Genomic DNA, 20,828 nt, shown 5'->3' on the forward strand with positions numbered 1-20,828 from the left:
GCACGCCGGCCTCGCCGTCTCCCCTGCCCCGTCGGCTGTGTCCGCCCTATCGGCCGAACAGTTCGAAGGCGACCGCCGGCGTGCCGCCGAAGCGTTCCCCCACCGACTGTGCCACGTCGGTCAGGAAGCCCCGTACGTACGACTCGGGCTCCTCGTCGGTCAACGCCTCGATGTACGCCCGGTGTTCGAGCAGCGAGGCGACGGCCCGCTCCAGTCCCGCCGTCGCGTCCACGGCGTGCGTGGGGGTCGCGGACCCGGCGACGGCGACCCAGCGGACGCCGTCCCAGGGTTCGAGGCCCTGCTCGGTCAGCTCGGGGAAGATCCAGCGGTTGCCGGCGTCCCCGGCCGCGTCGAGGGTGGCACGGCCCACGGCGACGTGGTCGGGGGTGTTCCAGGCCACCCCGCCCCAGGTGTCCCGGTGGTTCAGGGTGACCACCAGCTCGGGGCGGTGCCGGCGGATGGCGGCGGCGATGTCCCGGCGCAGGGCGGGACCGTACTCGATCACCCCGTCCCGGTGGTCGAGGAACTCCACGGTGGAGACGCCGACGACGGCCGCGCTCGCCCGCTGCTCACGTTCCCGCAGCGGGGCGCAGTCGGCGGGCGCGATCGTGTCGATGCCGGCCTCGCCGCGGGTCGCCAGCACGTAGGTGACCTCGCGGCCCGCGTCCGTCCAGGCGGCGATCGCCGCGGAGCAGCCGTACTCCAGGTCGTCCGGGTGGGCGACGACGGCCAGGGCGCGCCGCCAGTCCTCGGGCATGGGGGTGAGCTGGGGGGTCGTCGGCTCGGTCATGGTCCGTACCCTAGGGCCTCCGCCTCGGGGTCAGGCCTCGTCGCGGGTGAGTGCCAGCAGCCGGTCCAGGACGCGGGAGCCGCCCGCGCGGACCCCGTCGTGTTCGAACTCGTCGGTGACCCAGGTGCGCAGGCCGCGAACGGCACGGGCGGTGCGCAGGGAGTGCGCGGTGTCGACGTACAGGTCGTCGTGGTAGATCGCGGCGGCGACCGGGACCTCGTTGGCGGCGAGGCGGGCCGGGTCGTACAAGGGGGTCCAGTCGGTGCGGGCGGCCAGAAGTTCGGCGGTCTCGCGCAGCGGGCGCAGTGCGGGGTCGCGGTCGAACATCCAGGGGTGGACGGTCTCGCCGGTCAGCAGCAGCGGTCCGTCGCCCGCGAGGGTCTTGGCCGCGTCGAACTGCGGGAATTCGGCGCGCACCCGCTCGGCCGACCAGGCGGTGGGCCGGTCGTCCTGGCCGTAGATCGACTCGTGGACGAGGGCGTAGAGGGGGTGTGCGGCGTACGACAGGAGGCTTTGGATCTCCTCCTGGAAGGCGTCGGAGAGGGCAGGGCCCCGCGGGGTGGGCACGAAGGCGTCCTCGAGGAGGAAGTGCAGTCGGTGGCTGCCCTCGCTGCCGCCGAGGAGGATGCCGAGACTCTGGAAGGCCTCGGCGCCCAGACGGTAGCCGCCGGGAAGGGTGACCTCGTGCTGGAGCAGGTGCTCGGCGATCCGGCGGGCGCGCTCGACGTCCTGCGGGTAGCGGGCGTAGTGCGCGGCGACCTTGCGTTCCATGCGCGGGTAGGCGGCGCGGTAGACGTCGTCGGCGTGGGCGTCCAGGGAGGGCAGGCCGCCGGTGATCACGGCCGCGGCGAGCCCTTCGGGGGCGAGGGAGAGGTAGGTGACCGTGCAGAAGCCGCCGAAGCTCTGGCCGAGGACGGTCCAGGGGGCGCCGCCGGTGACCTCGCGGCGCACCAGCTCGCAGTCCCGGACGATGGAGTCGGCGCGGAAGCGGGCCAGGTAGTCGGCCTGCTCGGCGGGGCCGCCGCGCAGCGGGAGCGTCTGGCGGTTGGCGGGCGTGGAACTGCCGGTGCCGCGCTGGTCGAGGAGGAGGACGCGGTACTCCTTCAGGGCGCGGTCCAGCCAGGCCTGCCGGCCGACGAACCGCTGGGCGCCGAAGCCGGGTCCGCCCTGGAGGTAGACCAGCCAGGGGAGGTCCTGCCGCGCCTTGTCGCTCGCGACGACCTCGCGGGCGTACAGCTCGATCGTCTCCCCTGCCGGGTCGGCGTGGTCGAGGGGCACGGTGAAGCGGCGGTCGGTGAGGACGACGCCGGGCTGGCGGTAGCTGACGGACAACGTGGGGCTCCCGTGACGATGGGTGTGCGGGCCGCGTCCCAGTTCAGCACACGTCCGGTCGCCGGCGGAGCCCGGGGGATCATGACCGGCTACTGAACGACGGGTCAAGTCGCTGCCGTCCCACGGGTCACCGCGGCTGAACGACTGGTCAGCGTGACGACAGGCTGGACCTGCGCACCACCAGCTCCGGCTGGAGCACGACCCGCCGGTGTTCGTGCGCCCGCGTCCCGCCGCCCGGCCCCTCCTCGGTCTCCTCCAGGAGCATGTCGGCGGCCAGGGCACCCATGGTGACGGCCGGCTGGCGTACGGACGTCAGGGGTACGGCCGCGGCGGCGGCGAACTCGATGTCGTCGTAGCCGACGATCGCGAGGTCGTCCGGGACGTTGACGCCGGCCGCGTACATGGCCTGGAGGACGCCGAGGGCGAGCAGGTCGTTGGCGCAGAACACGGCGGTCGGACGGTCGGCCAGGCCGAGGAGACGGGCGCCCGCGTCGCGGCCGGCGGCCACGTCGAGCCGTTCGGTGGGCAGTTCGCGCAGACAGTCGGGACCGAGTCCCGCCTCGGCGAGGGCGCTCAGGGCGCCGGTGCGGCGGTCGCGGACCTGGGTGAGGCCGGGCGGGCCGCTGACGTAGGCGACGGAGCGGTGTCCGGCGTCGAGGAGATGACGTACGGCGAGCGCGCCGCCGGCCACGTCGTCGACGGAGACCGAGCACTCCGTGGTGCCCTCGGAGACGCGGTCGACCAGCACGAACGGGATGCCGTGGCGGCGGAACGCGGCGATGTTGCGGCCGGTGGCGTCGGCCGGGGTGAGCAGCACGCCCCGCACCCGCTGCTCGGCGAAGAGGGACAGGTACTCGGCCTCCTCGCCGGCGCTCTCGGCGCTGTTGCAGACCATCACGCCGAGCCCGGCCTGCCGGGCGGCCCGCTCGGCGCCGCGGGCCACGTCCACGAAGAAGGGGTTGCCCATGTCGAGCACGAGCAGCCCCATGATCCGGCTGCGGCCCGCGCGCAGTTGGCGGGCGGACTCACTGCGGACATAGCCGAGCCGGTCGATCGCGGACAGCACGCGCGCGCGGGTCTCCGTGGCCACGGTGTCCGGGCGGTTGATGACGTTGGACACCGTGCCGACCGAGACTCCGGCGACTCGGGCGACGTCCTTGATTCCCACCGACTGGGCCATCAGGCAGAGACCTCCAGAGAAGCAGGGACGAGGGGCGGCGGGGGGCCTTCACATTATCGCCGTCCCGCCGCGCACCTTGACCGGTCAGGCGGGCAGGCGGAAATCGACCACGTGGAGCGCCGAGGGGGTCGTTCCGCTCGACTTCACCTGGTACATGACGGACAGGACGCCGTCCTGCGCGATCCGGGTCTCGTCGATGACGACCTCGCCGAAGGCGTTGAGTCCGGCGCCGTCGAACAGCAGCCTCCAGTCCGTGTGTCCGGAGGCCTTCGAGGCGCCGGCGATCCGGCCGAACGGAAGGATCGCGTAGGCGTTGTCGTACTTGTCGACGATGAGCCTGGTGCGCTGGCTGGAGTTGAGCGGGACCGGGATCTCGGTCTTCTGCCAGGCGCCGGAGGTGTTCTTGCGGAGGTGGAAGGCGCGGCCGTTCGCGGTGCGGTCGGCGACGTAGTCGGTGGTGCACTGGCCGAAGCGGCCGGGGACGTAGCTGATGATCGCGTGCGGGCGGCCGGCCGAGTCGGTGGTCTGGCTCTCCTGGTTCATCAGGGAGTGGTCCGGGTTGAGCGGGTCGACGACCAGTCCGGCATCGGTGACGGAGACCTTGTCGGAGCCGCCGGTGGTGCCGACGACCGTGCCGACGTCGTTGCGCCAGGTGCGGCCGCGGTCGTCGGAGTAGACGTAACCGGTGTCATGGTTGGTGATGCCGCCGCCGTTGCACATGACGGCGCCGTTCTGCTCGCGCCAGGTGAAGAAGGCGTGCAGCCGGCCGTTGCGGTCGTAGTCGATGCCGTGCAGATACATGTTGCGGGCCGTGCTGGAGCCGTGCTCGCTGGTGTAGGTGCCGGTGGAGGCCGACCACTCGCCGAGGTTGGTCCACTTGGTGCCGTCGTACTCGGCAAGGGCGTTGCGGCCGTTTCCGGAGACGGCGACCCGGTAGCTGAGCTGGAGCCTGCCGTCGGGGGTGGAGACGAACTGCGGGTAGGTGAACTGCGTGGTGAGCGCGAGTCCGTCGAGCGTGGACTGGGGTGCGCCGAAGCGGCTCGCGGTCCAGCTCAGGCCGGCCGGGTCGTCGAGGAGGCCGGCCACCGACTTGACGTAGGTGAAGCCGTCGCTGTGCGAGTCCATGTTGAGGTGGAGGCGGCCGTCGACCTTGGAGACGCCCATGGAGATGACGTTGTGGGAGTCGTCGTAGCGCAGCGTGTGGCCGACCTTCACGGTGGACCAGGTGCTGCCGCCGAGGACGCGGCGGCCGACGACGGCGTTGCGGTCGGCGGTGTACCAGACGGCGTACTGGTAGCCCTTGTAGGTCAGCAGGGCGTTCTTCTGGAACGAGTTGTTGTTGACCAGGCCGTCGTACGAGACGAAGAAGATCGCCTGGCTGTCGAGCGTGGTGGTGCCGGTCCTCGTCACCGAGGGGCCGGGGTCGGCGGCCCGTGCGGTGCCGGCGGCGAGGGCGGGGGTGGCCAGGGCACCGGCCAGGGCCGCGCCGAGCAGCGTGCGTCTTTTCATCTCGGGGACTCCATCGTCGTACGAGGTGAACGGGGGGAGGTAGCGGTGGATCAGGCGAGGTGGAAGACCTCGGTGAGCGGTTTCATGGCCTCGTCGGGCCGGGCGCCGTCCAGCGATTCGAAGAACGGCGCCATCTCCGCCTGCCAGCGGGCGTTGACCTCGGTGGCCTCCATGCCGGCCTGGGCCGCGGCGAAGTCCTCGGTCTCCAGGTAGCCGACGAGCAGTCCGTCCTCGCGCAGGAAGAGCGAGTAGTTGTGCCAGCCGGTGGCGGAGAGCGCCGCGAGCATCTCCGGCCAGACGGCGGCGTGCCGCTCGCGGTACTCGTCGAGTCGGTCCGCCCGGACCTTCAGCAGGAAGCACACGCGCTGCATCAACACCCCTTGGTTGCTCAGAAGTTGAACTGGTCGATGTTCTTGGCGTCGAACACGGTCGGCTTGCCGAGGCTGATCACGCCGTCCTTGCCGATGGTGTAGGTGGTGCCGCCGGCCTTGAAGGTCTCGCCCTCCGCGCCGGTGATCTGACCGGAGACCAGGGCCACGGCGGTCTGCGCGGCCAGCGCGCCGAGCTTGGACGGGTCCCACAGCTCGAAGGCGTCGACGGTGCCGTTCTTGACGTACTTGCGCATGTCGTTGGGGGTGCCGAGGCCGGTCAGCTTGACCTTGCCCTTGTACTTGGAGCCCGACAGGTACTGGGCGGCGGCCTTGATGCCCACGGTGGTCGGGGAGATGATCCCCTTCAGGTTCGGGTACTCCTGGAGCAGGCCCTGGGTCTGCTGGAAGGACTGCTGGGCGTCGTCGTTGCCGTAGGCGACCTTGACGAGCTTGATGTCCTTGTACTTGGGGTCCTTCAGCTCGTCCTTCATGAAGTCGATCCAGATGTTCTGGTTCGTCGCGGTCTGCGCGGCGGACAGGATCGCGATCTCGCCCTTGTAGCCGATCTGTTCGGCGAGCAGCTGCACCTCGGTGCGGCCGAGGTCCTCGGCGGAGGCCTGCGAGACGAAGGCGTTGCGGCACTCGGGGTTGGTGTCGGAGTCGTAGGTGACGACCTTGATCTTGTTGCTCATGGCCTGCTTGAGCGCGGTGCACAGGGCGCCCGGGTCCTGCGCGGACACGGCCATCGCGTCGACCTGCTGCTGGGTGAGGGTGTTGACGTAACTCACCTGGCCGGAGGTGTCGGTGGCGCTGGACGGGCCGACCTCCTTGTAGCTGGAGCCCAGCTCCTTCAGGGCCGCCTCGCCGCCCTTGTCGGCGCTGGTGAAGTAGGGGTTGTTGACCTGCTTGGGCAGGAAGCCGACGGTCAGGCCCTTCTTGGTGGCCGCGTTCGGGTCGGCCTTGCCGCCGGAGGCGGCGGCGCCGGTGCTCTCGTTCTTCACGTCCTCCTTGGTGGTGCCGCCGCAGGCGGTGGCGGCGAGCGCGAGGGAGGTGACGGCGGCGAGGGCCGCGCAGGTGCGGCGGAGGGATGACTTGCGCATGGCGAAGGGTCCTTTGCGAGTACGAGGGGAAGCGGGGAGCGGCTGAGGGGTCACGAGGCCGGGGCGGGTGTCCCGGCCGGTGGTGGTGCCGACGCGGCTCGCCGGCCGGCCCGTGCGACCGCGATCTGGCGGGCGACCCGGGGGCCGAGCACGGAGAGGACGAGCAGGACGCCGGTGACGACGATCTGCGACTGTGCGGAGACGTCCTGGAGGCTCATCACGTTCTGGAGGGCGCCGAGGAGGAAGACACCGGCGATGGCTCCGCCGAGGGTGCCCTTGCCGCCGTCGAAGTCGATGCCGCCGAGCAGCACGGCGGCGACGACGGAGAGTTCGAGGCCGGTGGCGTTGTCGTAGCGGGCGCTGGCGTAGTGCAGGGCCCAGAAGATGCCGGTGAGGGAGGCCATCAGGCCGGTCAGGGTGAACAGGATCAGCTTCTGGCGCTTGACGCGGATGCCGGCGAAGCGGGCGGCCTCCTCGCTGGCGCCGATCGCGAAGAGCGAGCGGCCGAACGGGGTGGCGTGCAGGGCGACCACGGCGATCGCCAGGAAGACGACGAAGGGCAGGAGTGCCTGGGGGACGAAGGTGTCCCCGATGCGTCCGGCCGCGAAGTCCAGGTACTGGGTGGGGAAGTCGGTGACCGCGTCGGAGCCGAGCACGATCTGCGCGATGCCCCGGTAGGCGGCCATGGTGCCGATGGTGACGGCGAGGGACGGCAGCCCGAGGCGGGTGACCAGCAGGCCGTTGATCAGGCCGCAGACCACGCCGAGCAGCAGGCAGATCGGGATGATCGCCTCGATGGTCATGCCCTGGTTCCACAGGGCGCCCATCACCGCGCCGGACAGGCCGGCCGTGGAGGCGACGGACAGGTCGATCTCGCCGGAGACGACCAGCAGGGTCATCGGCAGGGCGATGAGCGCGATGGGGAGCGTGTTGCCGATCAGGAAGGACAGGTTGAGGGCGTTGCCGAAGCCGTCCACGAGGGAGAACGACAGCAGGAGCAGGACGATCAGGAGGGCGCCTACGACGGTGTCCCACCGGATGGCGCGGGCCAGCGACTCAGGCATGGCGGGCGTTCCTCTTCTTCAGTGCCGACGCCACCCGCAGCGCGACCACGCGGTCGACGGCGATGGCGAGGAGGAGCAGGATGCCGTTGATGGCGAGCACCCAGACGGAGCTGACGCCGAGGGCGGGCAGCACGCTGTTGATGGAGGTCAGCAGGAGGGCGCCGAGGGCGGCGCCGTAGACGCTGCCGGAGCCGCCGGTGAAGACCACTCCGCCGACGACGACGGCGCTGACGACGGTGAGTTCGTAGCCGTTGCCGGTGCCGGAGTCGACGTTGCCGAACCGGGCCAGGTACAGGGCTCCGGCGAGACCGGCCAGGGCGCCGCAGAAGGTGTAGGCGACGAGGATCCGCTTGCGGACGGGGATGCCGGCGAGGCGGGCGGCCTCCGGGTTGGAGCCGAGCGCGTACAGCTCGCGGCCGCTGCCGAACTGCTTGAGGTAGTAGGCGGTGGCGATGAGGACGGCGAGGGCGATCATCGCCAGCCAGGGCACCGCGGAGAGGCCGCCGGAGCCGAAGTCGACGAATCCCTCCGGGAGGTCGGCCGCGGTGATCTGCCGGGAGCCGACCCAGATGGAGTCGATGCCGCGGATGATGTACAGCGTGCCGAGGGTGACGACCAGGGCCGGTACCTGGCCGAGGCTGACCAGGAGGCCGTTCAGCAGGCCGAAGCCGATGCCCAGCAGGACCGCGAGGACGACGGCGACGACGGGGTTGCCGCCGTCCTGGAGGTAGACGCCGGCGGCGAAGGCGCTGATGCCGAGCGTGGAGCCGACGGACAGGTCGACGTTGCGGGTGATGACGACCAGGGACTGGCCGGTGGCGACCAGGACCAGGATGGTCGCGTTGAGCAGCAGGTCCTTGATGCCCTGCTCGGACAGGAACTCGCTGTTCCCGGCCTGGGTGATGCCGATCATCACGAGGAAGACGAGCAGGATGGCCAGTTCGCGCATCTTGAACACGCGGTCCACCAGGCGGGTGCCGCCGGCCTTGGACACCTCGGCGGCGGGGGCTTCGGGAGCGGTCACCGTCATGCGGCGGCCCTCCCCGTGGCTGCGGCCATCACGGTTTCCTCGGTGGCGTCGGAGCGGGGGATCTCGGCGGTGAGCCGGCCCTCGTGCATCACCAGCACGCGGTCGGCCATGCCGAGGATCTCGGGCAGGTCGGAGGAGATCATCAGGACGGCGACCCCGTCGGCGGCCAGCTCGGACAGCAGCCGGTGCACCTCGGCCTTGGTGCCGACGTCGATGCCGCGGGTGGGCTCGTCGACGATGAGCACCTTCGGCCCGGTGGCCAGCCACTTCGCGAGGACGACCTTCTGCTGGTTGCCGCCGGAGAGGGTGTTGACGGTGTCGGCGATCCGGGCGTACTTCACCTGGAGCCGGACCGCCCAGTCGAGGGAGCGGCTGCGCTCGGCGCCGCGGTCCATCAGGCCGGCCTTCACGGTGGTACGGAGTCCGGTCAGGCCGATGTTGCGCTCGATGGACATGTCCATCACCAGGCCCTGGGCGCGCCGGTCCTCGGGGACCAGGGCGAGGCCCGCCGCCATGGCGGTGGAGGGGGCGCCGTTGGTGAGCGTGCGGCCGCCGACCTCCACCTCACCGGCGTCCCAGCGGTCGATGCCGAACACCGCGCGGGCGACCTCGGTACGCCCGGCGCCGACCAGGCCGGCGAGGCCGACGATCTCGCCGCGCCGGACCTCGAAGGAGACGTCGGTGAAGACGCCCTCGCGGGTCAGCCGGCGGACGCTGAGGGCGACCTCGCCCGGCTCGACGTGCTGCTTCGGGTACAGCTCGTCGAGGTCGCGGCCGACCATGCGGCGGACCAGGTCGTCCTCGGTCATGCCGTCGAGGGGTTCGCTGGCGATCCAGGCGCCGTCGCGCAGGGTCGTGACCTGCCGGCAGATCTCGAAGATCTCCTCCAGCCGGTGCGAGATGAACAGCACGGCGGCGCCCTGGTCGCGCAGGGTGCGCACGACTCCGAAGAGGCGGGCGACCTCGCTGCCGGTGAGGGCGGCGGTCGGCTCGTCCATGATCAGGACGCGGGCGTCGAAGGAGAGCGCCTTGGCGATCTCGACGATCTGCTGGTCGGCGATCGACAGGCCGCGTGCCGGGCGGTCGGGGTCGAGGTCGACGCCCAGGCGCCGCATCAGGGCGGCGGTGGCCTCGTGGGTGGCCCTGTGGTCGATGCGGCCGAGGGCCCGCCGTGGCTGGCGGCCCATGAAGATGTTCTCGGCGATCGAAAGGTCGGGGAAGAGCGTGGGCTCCTGGTAGATGACGGCGATACCGGCGTCGCGGGCGTCGCCGGGGCCGTGGAAGACGACGGGCTCGCCGTCGAGCAGCACCTGACCGGCGTCCGGTCGGTGCACTCCGGCGAGCGCCTTGATGAGGGTCGACTTGCCCGCGCCGTTCTCGCCGGCGAGTGCGTGCACCTCACCGGCGAACAGCTCCAGGGAGACGCCCCGCAGAGCGCGTACGGCGCCGAAGGACTTGGAAACGTCCCTGAGTGCCAGCACCGGGGCTCGTCCCGTGTCGGACGGGTGGGTCATGGATGGCTCCTCGACGACGTCCGCCGACAGCCCCTGAGGGCCGCCACGGCGTCGTGAAAGGTTTCAACTGGATTGCCGGGACGTTAGGCACGACGGACATGTCGCGTCAATGGGTCCGTCTCGAAAAGTTTTCGATAGTCGAAGGTCACGCGTCGGTTACGGAGGGTGGGCCTGGACAGAGGGGTTGACACACCCCCGGCAGGCTCATAGCTTCCCGTTCTGAATCGTTTCACCCGGAAGCCTTTCCGGAAGCCGTTCAGGTTGTCCTTCCGGACCGATGTCACAGGAGCCCCAAGTGACCGACCTCGCCGCGGTGAAGGCCGCGCTCAAGACCCAGGCCGTAGAGACGCCGTCGTGGGCGTACGGGAACTCGGGCACCCGCTTCAAGGTGTTCGCCCAGGAGGGCGTGCCGCGCAACCCGCAGGAGAAGCTCGACGACGCCGCGAAGGTGCACGAGTTCACCGGCGTCGCCCCGACCGTGGCCCTGCACATCCCGTGGGACAAGGTGGAGGACTACTCCGCACTTGCGAAACATGCCGAGGACCGGGGGGTGAAGCTGGGAACGATCAACTCCAACACCTTCCAGGACGACGCCTACAAGCTGGGCAGCATCTGCCATCCCGAGGCCGCGGTCCGCCGCAAGGCCGTCGACCATCTCCTCGAGTGCGTCGACATCATGGACGCGACCGGCTCCGCCGATCTCAAGCTGTGGTTCGCCGACGGCACGAACTATCCCGGCCAGGACGACATCCGGGCCCGGCAGGACCGGCTGTCCGAGGGCCTGGCCGAGGTGTACGAGCGGCTCGGGGACGGGCAGCGGATGCTGCTGGAGTACAAGCTCTTCGAGCCGGCGTTCTACACGACCGACGTGCCGGACTGGGGCACCGCCTACGCCCACTGCCTCAAGCTCGGCGCGAAGGCGCAGGTCGTCGTCGACACCGGGCACCACGCGCCCGGCACCAACATCGAGTTCATCGTGGCCACGCTGCTGCGCGAGGGCAAGCTCGGCGGGTTCGACTTCAACTCGCGCTTCTACGCCGACGACGACCTGATGGTGGGTTCGGCCGACCCGTTCCAGCTGTTCCGGATCATGTACGAGGTCGTCCGGGGCGGTGGGTTCGACTCCGACGTGGCGTTCATGCTCGACCAGTGCCACAACATCGAGGCGAAGATCCCGGCGATCATCCGGTCCGTGATGAACGTGCAGGAGGCCACGGCGAAGGCGCTGCTGGTCGACCGGTCGGCGTTGGCCGCGGCGCAGGCGTCCGGCGACGTGCTGGAGGCGAACGCGGTGCTGATGGACGCGTACAACACGGATGTACGGCCGCTGCTGCGCGAGGTGCGGGGGGAGATGGGGCTGGGCCCCGAGCCCCTCAAGGCGTACAAGGCGTCCGGGTGGGCCGAGAAGATCATCGCCGAGCGGGTCGGAGGGGAACAGGCCGGTTGGGGCGCGTGAGCGTCCGCCGTCACCTGTTCGTCTCGGGCTGCGGGTCCGTCGTGGCTGGTCGCGCAGTTCCCCGCACCCCTGAAGTAAGTGCACTCGCCCTCCGTCAAGTAAGGACTGAAGGTTCATGACCCACCCCGAAGCCGCCGCTCTCGTCGCCCGGTCGCACCGGCTCGGCGCTGATCCTCGGAACACCAACTACGCCGGCGGCAACACGTCCGCCAAGGGCACCGACACCGATCCCGTCACCGGTGGGGATGTCGAGCTGATGTGGGTGAAGGGGTCCGGTGGCGACCTCGGGACCCTTACCGAGGCGGGGCTGGCCGTGCTGCGGCTGGACCGGCTGCGGGGGCTCGTCGATGTCTATCCGGGCGTCGAGCGCGAGGACGAGATGGTCGCCGCGTTCGACTACTGCCTGCACGGCAAGGGCGGCGCCGCGCCGTCCATCGACACCGCCATGCACGGCCTCGTGGACGCCGCCCACGTCGATCATCTGCACCCGGACTCCGGGATCGCCCTCGCCTGCGCCGCCGACGGGGAGAAGCTGACCGCCGAGTGTTTCGGGGACAGCGTGGTGTGGGTGCCGTGGCGGCGGCCCGGTTTCCAGCTGGGGCTGGACATCGCCGCCGTGAAGGCCGCCAACCCGCAGGCCGTCGGCTGCATCCTCGGCGGGCACGGGATCACCGCCTGGGGGGACACCGCCGAGGAGTGCGAGCGCAACTCGCTGCACATCATCCGCACCGCGGAGGCGTTCCTGGCGGAGCGGGGCAAGGCCGATCCGTTCGGGCCCGCCGTCGAGGGCTACGGGGCGCTGCCCGAGGACGAGCGCCGGGAGCGGGCCGCCGCGCTCGCGCCGTACGTGCGGGCGGTCGCCTCGCAGGACCGGCCGCAGGTCGGGCACTTCGACGACTCCGGCGTCGTCCTGGACTTCCTGGCCGCCGCCGAGCATCCGCGGCTGGCCGCGCTCGGCACCTCCTGCCCGGACCACTTCCTGCGGACCAAGGTGCGGCCCCTCGTCCTGGATCTGCCGCCCACCGCCACGGTGGAGGAGGCGGTCGCGCGGCTGAAGGAGCTGCACGCCGCCTACCGTGAGGAGTACGCCGCCTACTACCGGCGGCACGCCGAGCCCGGCTCCCCCGCGATGCGTGGCGCCGACCCGGCGATCGTGCTGGTGCCCGGGGTGGGCATGTTCTCCTTCGGCAAGGACAAGCAGACCGCGCGGGTGGCCGGCGAGTTCTACGTCAACGCGATCAACGTGATGCGCGGCGCGGAGTCGGTGTCGACGTACGCGCCGATCGAGGAGTCGGAGAAGTTCCGCATCGAGTACTGGGCGCTGGAGGAGGCCAAGCTCCAGCGGATGCCGAAGCCGAAGGCGCTGGCCACGCGGGTGGCGCTGGTGACGGGCGCGGGCAGCGGGATCGGCAGGGCGATCGCGCACCGGCTGGTCGCCGAGGGCGCGTGTGTCGTCGTCGCCGATCTCAACGGGGACAACGCATCGGTGGTCGCCGAGGAGCTGGGCGGGCCGGACAAGGCCGTCGCCGTGACCGTCGACGTCACCTCCGAGCAGCAGATCACCGAGGCCTTCCGGGCCGCGGCGCTCGCTTTCGGCGGGGTCGACCTGGTGGTCAACAACGCCGGTATCTCCATCTCCAAGCCGCTGCTGGAGACCTCCGCGAAGGACTGGGACCTCCAGCACGACATCATGGCCCGCGGTTCCTTCCTCGTCTCGCGTGAGGCCGCCCGCGTGATGATCGCGCAGGAGCTGGGCGGCGACATCGTCTACATCGCGTCGAAGAACGCCGTCTTCGCCGGCCCCAACAACATCGCCTACTCCGCGACCAAGGCCGACCAGGCCCATCAGGTGCGGCTGCTGGCCGCCGAGTTGGGCGAGCACGGGATTCGCGTCAACGGGATCAACCCCGACGGCGTGGTGCGCGGCTCGGGCATCTTCGCGGGCGGCTGGGGCGCCAAGCGCGCGGCCGTGTACGGGGTGGACGAGGAGAAGCTGGGCGAGTTCTACGCGCAGCGCACCATCCTCAAGCGGGAGGTGCTGCCCGAACACGTCGCGAACGCCGTGTTCGCGCTCACCGGCGGCGAGCTCACCCACACCACCGGTCTGCACATCCCCGTCGACGCGGGTGTGGCGGCCGCCTTCCTCCGGTGACGGCCGTGAAGTCGTACGCCGCGGTCGACCTCGGCGCCTCCAGCGGGCGCGTGATGGTCGGCCGCGTCACCCCGGACTCGCTGGAGCTGGCCGAGGCGCACCGCTTCCCCAACCGGCCCGTGCGCGTGCCGGAGGGGCTGCGCTGGGACGTGCTCGGGCTGTACGCCGGGGTGCTGGAGGGGCTGCGGGCCGCCGGCCAGGTCGACTCCGTCGGCATCGACAGCTGGGCCGTGGACTACGGCCTGCTCGACGCCGACGGGGCCCTGCTGGGCAACCCGGTGCACTACCGCGACGCCCGCACGGAGGGCGTCGCGGAGAAGGTGTGGGGTCGCGTCCCGGCCGCCGAGCTGTACGCGGCGACGGGGTTGCAGTACGCGCCGTTCAACACGCTGTACCAGCTCACGGCGGCCCGCGAGAGCCGTCAACTGGCCTACGCCCGGCGCCTGTTGCTCGTGCCCGATCTGCTGTCGTACTGGCTGACCGGCGAGCAGGGCACCGAGCTGACCAACGCCTCCACCACCCAGCTCATCGATCCGCGGACCCGCGACTGGTCGTACGACCTCGCCGCGCGGCTGGACATCGACCTCGGCCTGTTCCCGCCGCTGCGGCGGCCCGGGGACGCCGCCGGGGTGCTGCGGGCGGCGGTGCTGGAGGAGACCGGACTGGCCGGGCCCGTGCCGGTGACGGCCGTCGGGTCGCACGACACGGCGTCCGCGGTGGCCGCCGTACCGGCGACCGGCGAGCGCTTCGCCTACATCTGCACCGGCACCTGGTCCCTGGCCGGCCTGGAACTGGACGCGCCCGTCCTCACCGAGGACAGCCGCGCCGCCAACTTCACCAACGAGCTGGGGCTGGACGGCACGGTCCGCTACCTCCGCAACATCATGGGGCTGTGGCTGCTCCAGGAGTGCGTACGGGCCTGGGGCGACCCGGATCTCGGCGGGCTGCTGCGCGACGCCGCCACGGTACCGGCGCTGCGGTCGGTGGTGGACGCGGGGGACGCCGCCTTCCTGGCGCCGGGCCGCATGCCGGAGCGGATCGCCGAGGCCTGCCGTGCCTCCGGGCAGCCGGTGCCGGGAACCCCCGCCGAGGTCACCCGCTGCATCCTGGACTCCCTCGCGCTCGCCCACCGGCGGGCGGTCGAGGACGCCCAGCGGCTGGCCGGTCACCCCGTCGATGTCGTGCACATCGTCGGCGGCGGCACCCGCAACGCGCTGCTGTGCCAGCTCACCGCCGACGCCTGCGGGCTGCCGGTGGTGGCCGGACCGACGGAGGCCGCCGCGCTCGGCAACGTCCTCGTCCAGGCCGGGGCGCACGGGCTGGTCGGCGACCGGCACGCCATGCGCGGGCTGCTCGCCAGGACCCAGCCCCTGACGCGCTACGAACCGCAGGGCGGGACCGGGCGTTGGCGGGACGCGCAGGCCCGGCTCGCCACGCGGTGACCGAGCCGGGGCCTCCCCCGGTCCGGCCGCCGCTACCCTGCACCCATCCGATGATCAACCCCGAGGAGCCGCGATGCGTGTCGCACTGTTCCTGACCTGTGTCAACGACACGCTGTATCCGGACACCGGCCGCGCCGTGGTGAAACTCCTGACCAGACTGGGTGTCGAGGTCGACTTCCCGATGGCCCAGACCTGCTGCGGCCAGGCCCACTACAACACCGGTTACCGCCACGAGGCCGAACCCCTCGCCCGCCACTTCTCCGACGTCTTCGGGGAGTACGAGGCGATCGTGACGCCCTCGGGGTCCTGCGGGGCGATGGTGCGCGAGCTGTATCCGCGGATGGGCGAGCGGGCGCGGGCCGAGGGGCGCGGCGACACCCTCGCCGCGACCCTGGCACCGGTCGTGCCGAAGACGTACGAACTGACCGAGTTCCTCGTCGACGTGCTCGGCGTGACGGACGTCGGGGCGTACTACCCGCGCACGGTGACGTACCACCCGACCTGTCACGGGCTGCGCGGTCTCGGCCTCGGGGAGCGGCCCCGGCGGCTGCTCCAGGCCGTGAAGGGGCTGGAACTGGCCGAGCTGCCCGGCGCCGACGAGTGCTGCGGCTTCGGCGGGACCTTCGCGGTGAAGAACGCCGACGTCTCCGCCGCGATGGGCGCGGACAAGGTGCGCAACGCCGAGTCGACGGGCGCGGACGTCCTGTGCGCGGCCGACAACTCGTGTCTGATGCACATCGGCGGAACGATGACCCGGCTCCGGTCGGGCCTGCGGCCGGTGCACATCGCGGAGATCCTGGCGAGCACGGAGGAGGAACCGGCCGTATGAGCGGGACGTTCGTCGGGATGCCGGCGTTTCCGAAGGCCGCCCACGAGGCGGTCAACAACCCGACGCTGCGCGGGAATCTGCGGCACGCCACCCACACCATCCGCGGAAAGCGCGCGAAGGCGGTCGCCGAGGTCTCCGACTGGGCCCAGTTGCGGGAGGCCGGCAAGCAGATCAAGGATCACACGCTCCGCCATCTGGACCGCTACCTGGAGCAGTTGGAGGAGTCGGTCACGGCGGCGGGCGGCATCGTCCACTGGGCGGCCGACGCCGACGAGGCCAACCGGATCGTCGCCCGACTGGTCAAGGAGACCGGCGAGTCGGAGGTGGTGAAGGTCAAGTCCATGGCCACGCAGGAGATCGGGCTCAACGAGGCCCTCGAAGCCGAGGGCATCCGCGCCTACGAGACCGATCTCGCCGAACTGATCGTGCAGTTGGGCAAGGACCGGCCCTCGCACATCCTCGTGCCCGCGATCCACCGCAACCGCGGGGAGATCCGGGACATCTTCGCCCGCGAGATGAGCGAGTGGGGGCGCCCGGCGCCCGAGGGCCTGACGGACACACCGGCCGAACTCGCCGACGCCGCCCGTCTGCACCTGCGCGAGAAGTTCCTGCGGGCCAAGGTCGGCATCTCCGGCGCCAACTTCATGGTCGCCGAGACCGGCACCCTCGTGGTCGTCGAGTCCGAGGGCAACGGACGGATGTGCCTCACCCTGCCCCAGACCCTGATCTCCGTCGTCGGCATCGAGAAGATCGTGCCGACCTGGCGCGACCTGGAGGTCTTCCTCCAGACCCTGCCCCGCTCCTCCACCGCCGAGCGCATGAACCCCTACACCTCGACGTGGACGGGCACGACGGACGGCGACGGGCCTCGGACCTTCCACCTGATCCTCCTCGACAACGGCCGCACCGACACCCTCGCCGACGAGGTGGGCCGCCAGGCCCTGCGCTGCATCCGCTGCTCCGCCTGCCTCAACGTCTGCCCCGTCTACGAACGCGCCGGCGGACACGCCTACGGATCCGTCTATCCGGGGCCCATCGGCGCGATCCTCAGCCCCCAACTCCGCGGCACCCAGAGCGAGATCGACGCCTCGCTGCCGTACGCCTCCTCGCTGTGCGGCGCCTGTTACGAGGTGTGCCCGGTCGCCATCGACATCCCGGAGGTGCTGGTGCACCTGCGGGAACGGGTCGTCGAGGGCGGGCCGGTGACGCGCGAGGGCAACAAGGTGGTGCTGAAGCCGGCCAAGGGGCATGCCGTCGAGCGGGCCGCCATGCGGGCCGCGCGGTGGACGTTCAGCCACCCCGGCGCCCTGCGCACCGGGCAGCGGCTGGCCTCCCGCACCCGCCGGCTGCATCCGAGCTCGCTGCCGGGCCCCGGCAAGGCGTGGAGCGCCGCGCGAGACCTCCCGGCCGTGCCGGCGGAACCCTTCCGCGACTGGTGGCAGCGCACGCACGGCGGAAAGGACGGTGCCAAGTGAGCAGCAGAGAACGGATCCTGGGCCGGGTGCGGCGCGCACTGGCCGACGTACCGGGGGACGAGCCGCCGTACGAGGAGGCGATCCGCCGCGACTATCTGCGCGAGCACGGTGACCGGGGCGTCGAGGAGACGGTGGACCTGCTGGCGGAGAACCTGGCGGACTACCGGGCGATCGTGCACCGGTGCACGCCGGACGACCTGGCGGCGACGATCGCCGGGATGCTGGCGGCGCGGGGCGCGAGGACGGTGCTGGTCCCGCCGGGGCTCGACCCCGGCTGGCCGGCGGCCACCGACGCCCAGCGTGTTCCGGACACCGCCGAAAGCACGCCGCACGAACTCGACCGGGTCGACAGCGTGATCACGGCGTGCGCGGTGGCGGTGGCCGAGACGGGCACGATCGTCCTGGACGGCTCCCCCGACCAGGGCCGCCGCCGCATCACCCTCGTCCCCGACCACCACATCTGCGTCGTACGCGTCCCCGACCAGGTGGTCTCCTCCGTGCCGCAGGCCATGGAACGGCTCGACCCGGCCCGCCCGTTGACGTGGATCTCCGGCCCGTCGGCGACCAGCGACATCGAACTCGACCGGGTGGAGGGCGTGCACGGCCCGCGCACTCTGGAAGTGATTCTGGTCGGCTGAGCGGACGTCACAACTCACGTCGCTGCAGGGGCTGCTGAGCGGGACCCTGGACGACCTTGCCCTGTACGTCGAAGCGGGAGCCGTGGCACGGGCACTCCCACGCCTGCTCGGCGCGGTTGAACGCCACCAGGCAGCCCAGGTGCGTGCAGCGCGCGGAGACGGCGTGCAGTTGTCCGGCCTCGTCGCGGTGGACGGCGCAGCGCTCCCCGGAGACGCGGACGACCGCGCCGTCGCCGGGGGCGATCTCGTCCACCGCCGAGCCGGTCCCCGTGGGCAGCCGGTCCCCCACGAAGTGGCGGGCCACGTCGGCCTGCTGCTTGAGGAAGGCGGCGCCCTCGCGGACGACGGAGGCGATACGGCGGGGGTCGTAGAGGTCGTTCCAGGGGCATTCGCGTCCGGTGATGCGGTCGCTGAGCATCCGGCCCGCCATGATGCCGCTGCTCATACCCCAGCCGCCGAATCCGGTGGCCACGTACACGTTCTTGCTGCCGGGGTGCAGGGGGCCGACGAGCGGGACGGAGTCGGTGGACTCGTTGTCCTGGGTGGCCCAGCGGTGGGTGAAGGACAGGTCGCCGAAGTGCCCGGTGGCCCAGCCCGCGAGCGTGCCGAACCGTTCCTCGACGTCTCCGCCGGCGCCGGGGGTGAAGTGTTCGCCGGTCACGACGAGCAGCCGCCGGCCGTCGGGCAGGGGCGCGGTGCGCACCGAGCGCGTGTTGCGCTCCGGGGTGATGTACATACCGTGCGGCGCCCGGTCGGCGTCGATCGGCGCGGCCACCACCAGTTCGCGGCGCGGGGAGAGCCGGGTGAAGAGAAGGGCGCGGTCGAAGACGGGGTAGTGGGTGGCGACCACGACGGCGTGGGCGGTCACCTTCGTCGCGGACACCGGGGACTCCACGGTCAGCTCGCAGGGATCGCCCTCGTGGAGGTCGGTGACGCGGCTGTTCTCGTGGAGGGTGCCGCCGAGCCGCCGGATGGCGTCGGCGACGGCCAGGAGGTACTTGCGGGGGTGGAACTGGGCCTGGTCGGCGACCCGGACGGCGCCCGCGACAGGGAAGGGCAGCTCGGTCTCGGTCACGAACTCGGCGGGCAGCCCCGCCTCGCGTGCGGCCCGCGCCTCGGCCTTCAGCAGGTCCGTGCGGGCGGGGTCCTCCGCATAGGTGTAGGAGGCGGTGTCCTCCCATTCGCACTCGATGCCCAGTTCCTCGGCGATCTCGGCCGCGTGCCGGATGGCATCCGTCTGGGAGCGTGCGTACAGCCGGGCGCCTTCGGGGCCCCGGGTGCGCCGCAGATGGTCGTAGACGAGGGTGTGCTGGGCGCTCAGCTTGGCCGTGGTGTGGCCGGTGACGCCCGCCGCGACCCGGTGCGCCTCCAGGACGGCGACCGAGCGGCCCCGCCTGGCCAGTTCCAGGGCCGTGCTGAGCCCCGCGATACCCGCGCCGACGACGGCGACATCGACGTGGAGCGGCCCCTCCGGAGGGGGTGCCGGATCGCCGGGGGGCGCGGTGTGCAGCCAGTACGACCCGTGGATGTCCGCCTGCTGTTCCATGGGCCCCGGGTTCCCGCGACGGGGCCGGTCACACGGCCGGGCGGCGCGGACGGCGCGCGGAACGGTGCACGGGTGGGGTCACTGCCTCCCGTCGTGGCCTTCGCGGGCCTGTGCCACCTCGGGGAGGTTGTCCGTGGCCCATTCGGCGAGGTGGGCGGGGGCGCGCGGCTGAGGCCGAGTTCGCTGATCTCGCAACGCGTTCGCCTGGTCCGAGCCGGTCCGCGCCCACCGCACCGTCGCGGCGCCCTTCGGGGACGTCGGCCTGCCCACGGTCGACCCGGCCGACATCGCGGAGGCCGCGGCCGTGGCCCTGCGCGAGGACGGGCACGCCGGTGCCGGCCATGAGCTGACCGGCCCCGCTCCCACGTCCCCCCGCCCCCGCGAGCGGGCGGAGGCGATCGGCGCGGCGCTCGGGGAACCGGTGCTGTTCGTCGAGCAGGGCCGGGACGAGGCCCGCGCCCGGATGCTGGCGTTCCTGCCCGAGCCCGTCGTGGAGACCACCCCGGCGATCCTCGGTGATCCGACGCCGGCCGAGCGGCGGGTCGGCCCGGACGTGGAGCGGGTGCCGGGGCGCGCACCGCGGCCCGTTCGCGGACTGGGCCCGGCGGCACGTGGCGGCGTTCCGGGGGTGACCGGCGCGCGTGATCAGCTGTAGGTGATCGGGCAGCCGTACCGCAGCGCGTACTGGGCGGCGCGCAGGTACACGGCCACGTAGAAGGCCGTGTCCAGATCCTCGGCCCAGGCTCCCGGTCTCGCGGCGGCGGTCCTGCGCACCTGGTCCTCCATGAACCAGAGGCTCAGTTCGAGGTTGGCGCCCGTCGCCGGTATCGCGTCGAGGGGCAGGCCGAGGATCCCGGCCAGCCGCTCGCCCAGGGCGAGGACCTGTGGGGCACCGGCGATCACCGTCTCGTCCGTGTAGGCGGAGCCGACGGGCAGCGGGATCGGCTCCTCCAGGGACAGCGGCACCAGGACGGTCCAGCCGTAGAAGATCTCGCGCTCGGCCTCGGTCAGCCGGTCCCGGCAGAACGCGTCGAACCCCTTCATGGAGGGGCTGACCTTCTCCTCGAACCAGCCGCCCCCGGCTCCGGCCCCCGGTTCGTACGGCGGCAGTCCGCGCCGCCGCAGCTCGTCGTCGAGCGCCGAGGCGGCGGCTCCGTGTCCGCCCGCTCCCTCGTCCTCGCCGAACCATTCCCGCGCATCGATGCTCACCAGGTAGACGCCCATGATCGGAAGGTACCGGCAGGCACCGACAACGGCGGACCGGACGGCCGGCACCGGTGGAACCGCTGGCACGGCCGGCAACCGCCGGCACGGCAGACCGGGTGACAAGGGTGCTGAACAAGCGCTTAGATAGTGCCCCGGACCTACCTCGCTCTGCCCGCACCCGCCCCCCCCGGAGG

At 71.8% G+C, this 20,828-nt stretch carries 17 protein-coding genes and 1 pseudogene; 7 read left to right on the forward strand and 11 right to left on the reverse strand.

The window, feature by feature from the left end; genetic code table 11:
* Positions 1–46: 46 nt before the first annotated feature.
* From ACFWJX_RS18960 to ACFWJX_RS19000, 9 genes are all read right to left on the reverse strand, one after another.
* Positions 47–790 carry a PIG-L deacetylase family protein gene (locus ACFWJX_RS18960; protein ID WP_383244150.1) on the reverse strand — a complete coding sequence of 248 codons (744 nt, stop codon included), beginning with the start codon at positions 788–790 and terminating at the stop codon, positions 47–49.
* A gap of 30 nt (positions 791–820) precedes the next feature.
* Entirely contained in the window at positions 821–2,122 is a 1,302-nt protein-coding gene (locus ACFWJX_RS18965) for an alpha/beta fold hydrolase (protein ID WP_383244153.1), read from the reverse strand.
* Positions 2,123–2,270: 148 nt separating this feature from the next.
* Positions 2,271–3,302, reverse strand: coding sequence for a LacI family DNA-binding transcriptional regulator (locus ACFWJX_RS18970; protein ID WP_383244156.1), 1,032 nt, complete (start codon positions 3,300–3,302; stop codon positions 2,271–2,273).
* 84 nt (positions 3,303–3,386) lie between these two features.
* A complete protein-coding gene (locus tag ACFWJX_RS18975; RefSeq protein ID WP_383244159.1) occupies positions 3,387–4,811 on the reverse strand; it encodes a BNR repeat-containing protein in 1,425 nt (474 codons plus the stop codon).
* Positions 4,812–4,861: 50 nt separating this feature from the next.
* The gene (locus ACFWJX_RS18980; protein WP_383244162.1) at positions 4,862–5,182 is read right to left on the reverse strand and encodes an L-rhamnose mutarotase; all 321 of its coding nucleotides are present in this window, start codon (positions 5,180–5,182) and stop codon (positions 4,862–4,864) included.
* 17 nt (positions 5,183–5,199) lie between these two features.
* Positions 5,200–6,282, reverse strand: a complete 1,083-nt coding sequence (rhaS, locus tag ACFWJX_RS18985) for a rhamnose ABC transporter substrate-binding protein (protein WP_383244164.1) — start codon at positions 6,280–6,282, stop codon at positions 5,200–5,202.
* Positions 6,283–6,332: 50 nt separating this feature from the next.
* Positions 6,333–7,346 carry an ABC transporter permease gene (locus ACFWJX_RS18990; RefSeq protein ID WP_383244167.1) on the reverse strand — a complete coding sequence of 338 codons (1,014 nt, stop codon included), beginning with the start codon at positions 7,344–7,346 and terminating at the stop codon, positions 6,333–6,335.
* On the reverse strand, positions 7,339–8,376 hold the full coding sequence (locus tag ACFWJX_RS18995) for an ABC transporter permease (RefSeq protein WP_383244170.1): 1,038 nt from the start codon (positions 8,374–8,376) through the stop codon (positions 7,339–7,341). The genes ACFWJX_RS18990 and ACFWJX_RS18995 overlap by 8 nt, the downstream gene beginning before the upstream one ends.
* Positions 8,373–9,890 (reverse strand): sugar ABC transporter ATP-binding protein, encoded by a 1,518-nt coding sequence (locus tag ACFWJX_RS19000; RefSeq protein ID WP_383244173.1) that lies wholly within the window; start codon positions 9,888–9,890, stop codon positions 8,373–8,375. The genes ACFWJX_RS18995 and ACFWJX_RS19000 overlap by 4 nt, the downstream gene beginning before the upstream one ends.
* Before the next feature lie 295 nt (positions 9,891–10,185).
* On the opposite strand from ACFWJX_RS19000, the gene rhaI reads away from it, so the two are divergent.
* The 6 genes from rhaI (at position 10,186) to ACFWJX_RS19030 (ending at position 17,882) form a co-directional block, all read left to right on the forward strand.
* Positions 10,186–11,346 carry an L-rhamnose isomerase gene (gene rhaI / locus ACFWJX_RS19005; protein WP_383244176.1) on the forward strand — a complete coding sequence of 387 codons (1,161 nt, stop codon included), beginning with the start codon at positions 10,186–10,188 and terminating at the stop codon, positions 11,344–11,346.
* Positions 11,347–11,461: 115 nt separating this feature from the next.
* Positions 11,462–13,498 carry a bifunctional aldolase/short-chain dehydrogenase gene (locus tag ACFWJX_RS19010; RefSeq protein ID WP_383244179.1) on the forward strand — a complete coding sequence of 679 codons (2,037 nt, stop codon included), beginning with the start codon at positions 11,462–11,464 and terminating at the stop codon, positions 13,496–13,498.
* A 5-nt stretch (positions 13,499–13,503) separates the two neighbouring features.
* On the forward strand, positions 13,504–14,940 hold the full coding sequence (locus tag ACFWJX_RS19015) for a rhamnulokinase family protein (protein ID WP_383244182.1): 1,437 nt from the start codon (positions 13,504–13,506) through the stop codon (positions 14,938–14,940).
* A 73-nt stretch (positions 14,941–15,013) separates the two neighbouring features.
* Positions 15,014–15,769 carry a (Fe-S)-binding protein gene (locus ACFWJX_RS19020; protein WP_383244185.1) on the forward strand — a complete coding sequence of 252 codons (756 nt, stop codon included), beginning with the start codon at positions 15,014–15,016 and terminating at the stop codon, positions 15,767–15,769.
* Positions 15,766–17,244, forward strand: coding sequence for a LutB/LldF family L-lactate oxidation iron-sulfur protein (locus tag ACFWJX_RS19025; RefSeq protein WP_383244188.1), 1,479 nt, complete (start codon positions 15,766–15,768; stop codon positions 17,242–17,244). The genes ACFWJX_RS19020 and ACFWJX_RS19025 overlap by 4 nt, the downstream gene beginning before the upstream one ends.
* Positions 17,241–17,882, forward strand: a complete 642-nt coding sequence (locus ACFWJX_RS19030) for a lactate utilization protein C (protein ID WP_383244190.1) — start codon at positions 17,241–17,243, stop codon at positions 17,880–17,882. The genes ACFWJX_RS19025 and ACFWJX_RS19030 overlap by 4 nt, the downstream gene beginning before the upstream one ends.
* Positions 17,883–17,889: 7 nt before the next feature.
* Here ACFWJX_RS19030 and ACFWJX_RS19035 read toward each other — a convergent pair whose 3' ends face one another.
* The gene (locus ACFWJX_RS19035) at positions 17,890–19,428 is read right to left on the reverse strand and encodes an FAD-dependent oxidoreductase (RefSeq protein ID WP_383244192.1); all 1,539 of its coding nucleotides are present in this window, start codon (positions 19,426–19,428) and stop codon (positions 17,890–17,892) included.
* A 193-nt stretch (positions 19,429–19,621) separates the two neighbouring features.
* Between ACFWJX_RS19035 and ACFWJX_RS19040 the strand changes: the two are divergent.
* Positions 19,622–20,060, forward strand: a pseudogene (locus ACFWJX_RS19040) (NmrA family transcriptional regulator); the annotation flags it as partial.
* Positions 20,061–20,073: 13 nt separating this feature from the next.
* Here the strand turns inward: ACFWJX_RS19040 and ACFWJX_RS19045 are convergent.
* Positions 20,074–20,652 carry a hypothetical protein gene (locus ACFWJX_RS19045; protein WP_383244195.1) on the reverse strand — a complete coding sequence of 193 codons (579 nt, stop codon included), beginning with the start codon at positions 20,650–20,652 and terminating at the stop codon, positions 20,074–20,076.
* Positions 20,653–20,828 lie beyond the last annotated feature (176 nt).

The organism is Streptomyces sp. NPDC058335, from assembly GCF_042723915.1.
Lineage (GTDB): Bacteria > Actinomycetota > Actinomycetes > Streptomycetales > Streptomycetaceae > Streptomyces.

Coding starts and splice junctions, on each gene's coding strand:
- ACFWJX_RS19045 (WP_383244195.1), bottom strand. CDS start 20,652: ATGGGCGTCTACCTGGTGAGCATCGATGCGCGGGAATGGTTCGGCGAG.
- ACFWJX_RS18995 (WP_383244170.1), bottom strand. CDS start 8,376: ATGACGGTGACCGCTCCCGAAGCCCCCGCCGCCGAGGTGTCCAAGGCC.
- ACFWJX_RS19035 (WP_383244192.1), bottom strand. CDS start 19,428: ATGGAACAGCAGGCGGACATCCACGGGTCGTACTGGCTGCACACCGCG.
- ACFWJX_RS19020 (WP_383244185.1), top strand. CDS start 15,014: ATGCGTGTCGCACTGTTCCTGACCTGTGTCAACGACACGCTGTATCCG.
- ACFWJX_RS18970 (WP_383244156.1), bottom strand. CDS start 3,302: ATGGCCCAGTCGGTGGGAATCAAGGACGTCGCCCGAGTCGCCGGAGTC.
- ACFWJX_RS19025 (WP_383244188.1), top strand. CDS start 15,766: ATGAGCGGGACGTTCGTCGGGATGCCGGCGTTTCCGAAGGCCGCCCAC.
- ACFWJX_RS19000 (WP_383244173.1), bottom strand. CDS start 9,890: ATGACCCACCCGTCCGACACGGGACGAGCCCCGGTGCTGGCACTCAGG.
- ACFWJX_RS18990 (WP_383244167.1), bottom strand. CDS start 7,346: ATGCCTGAGTCGCTGGCCCGCGCCATCCGGTGGGACACCGTCGTAGGC.
- ACFWJX_RS18975 (WP_383244159.1), bottom strand. CDS start 4,811: ATGAAAAGACGCACGCTGCTCGGCGCGGCCCTGGCCGGTGCCCTGGCC.
- ACFWJX_RS18980 (WP_383244162.1), bottom strand. CDS start 5,182: ATGCAGCGCGTGTGCTTCCTGCTGAAGGTCCGGGCGGACCGACTCGAC.
- ACFWJX_RS19010 (WP_383244179.1), top strand. CDS start 11,462: ATGACCCACCCCGAAGCCGCCGCTCTCGTCGCCCGGTCGCACCGGCTC.
- ACFWJX_RS18960 (WP_383244150.1), bottom strand. CDS start 790: ATGACCGAGCCGACGACCCCCCAGCTCACCCCCATGCCCGAGGACTGG.
- rhaS (WP_383244164.1), bottom strand. CDS start 6,282: ATGCGCAAGTCATCCCTCCGCCGCACCTGCGCGGCCCTCGCCGCCGTC.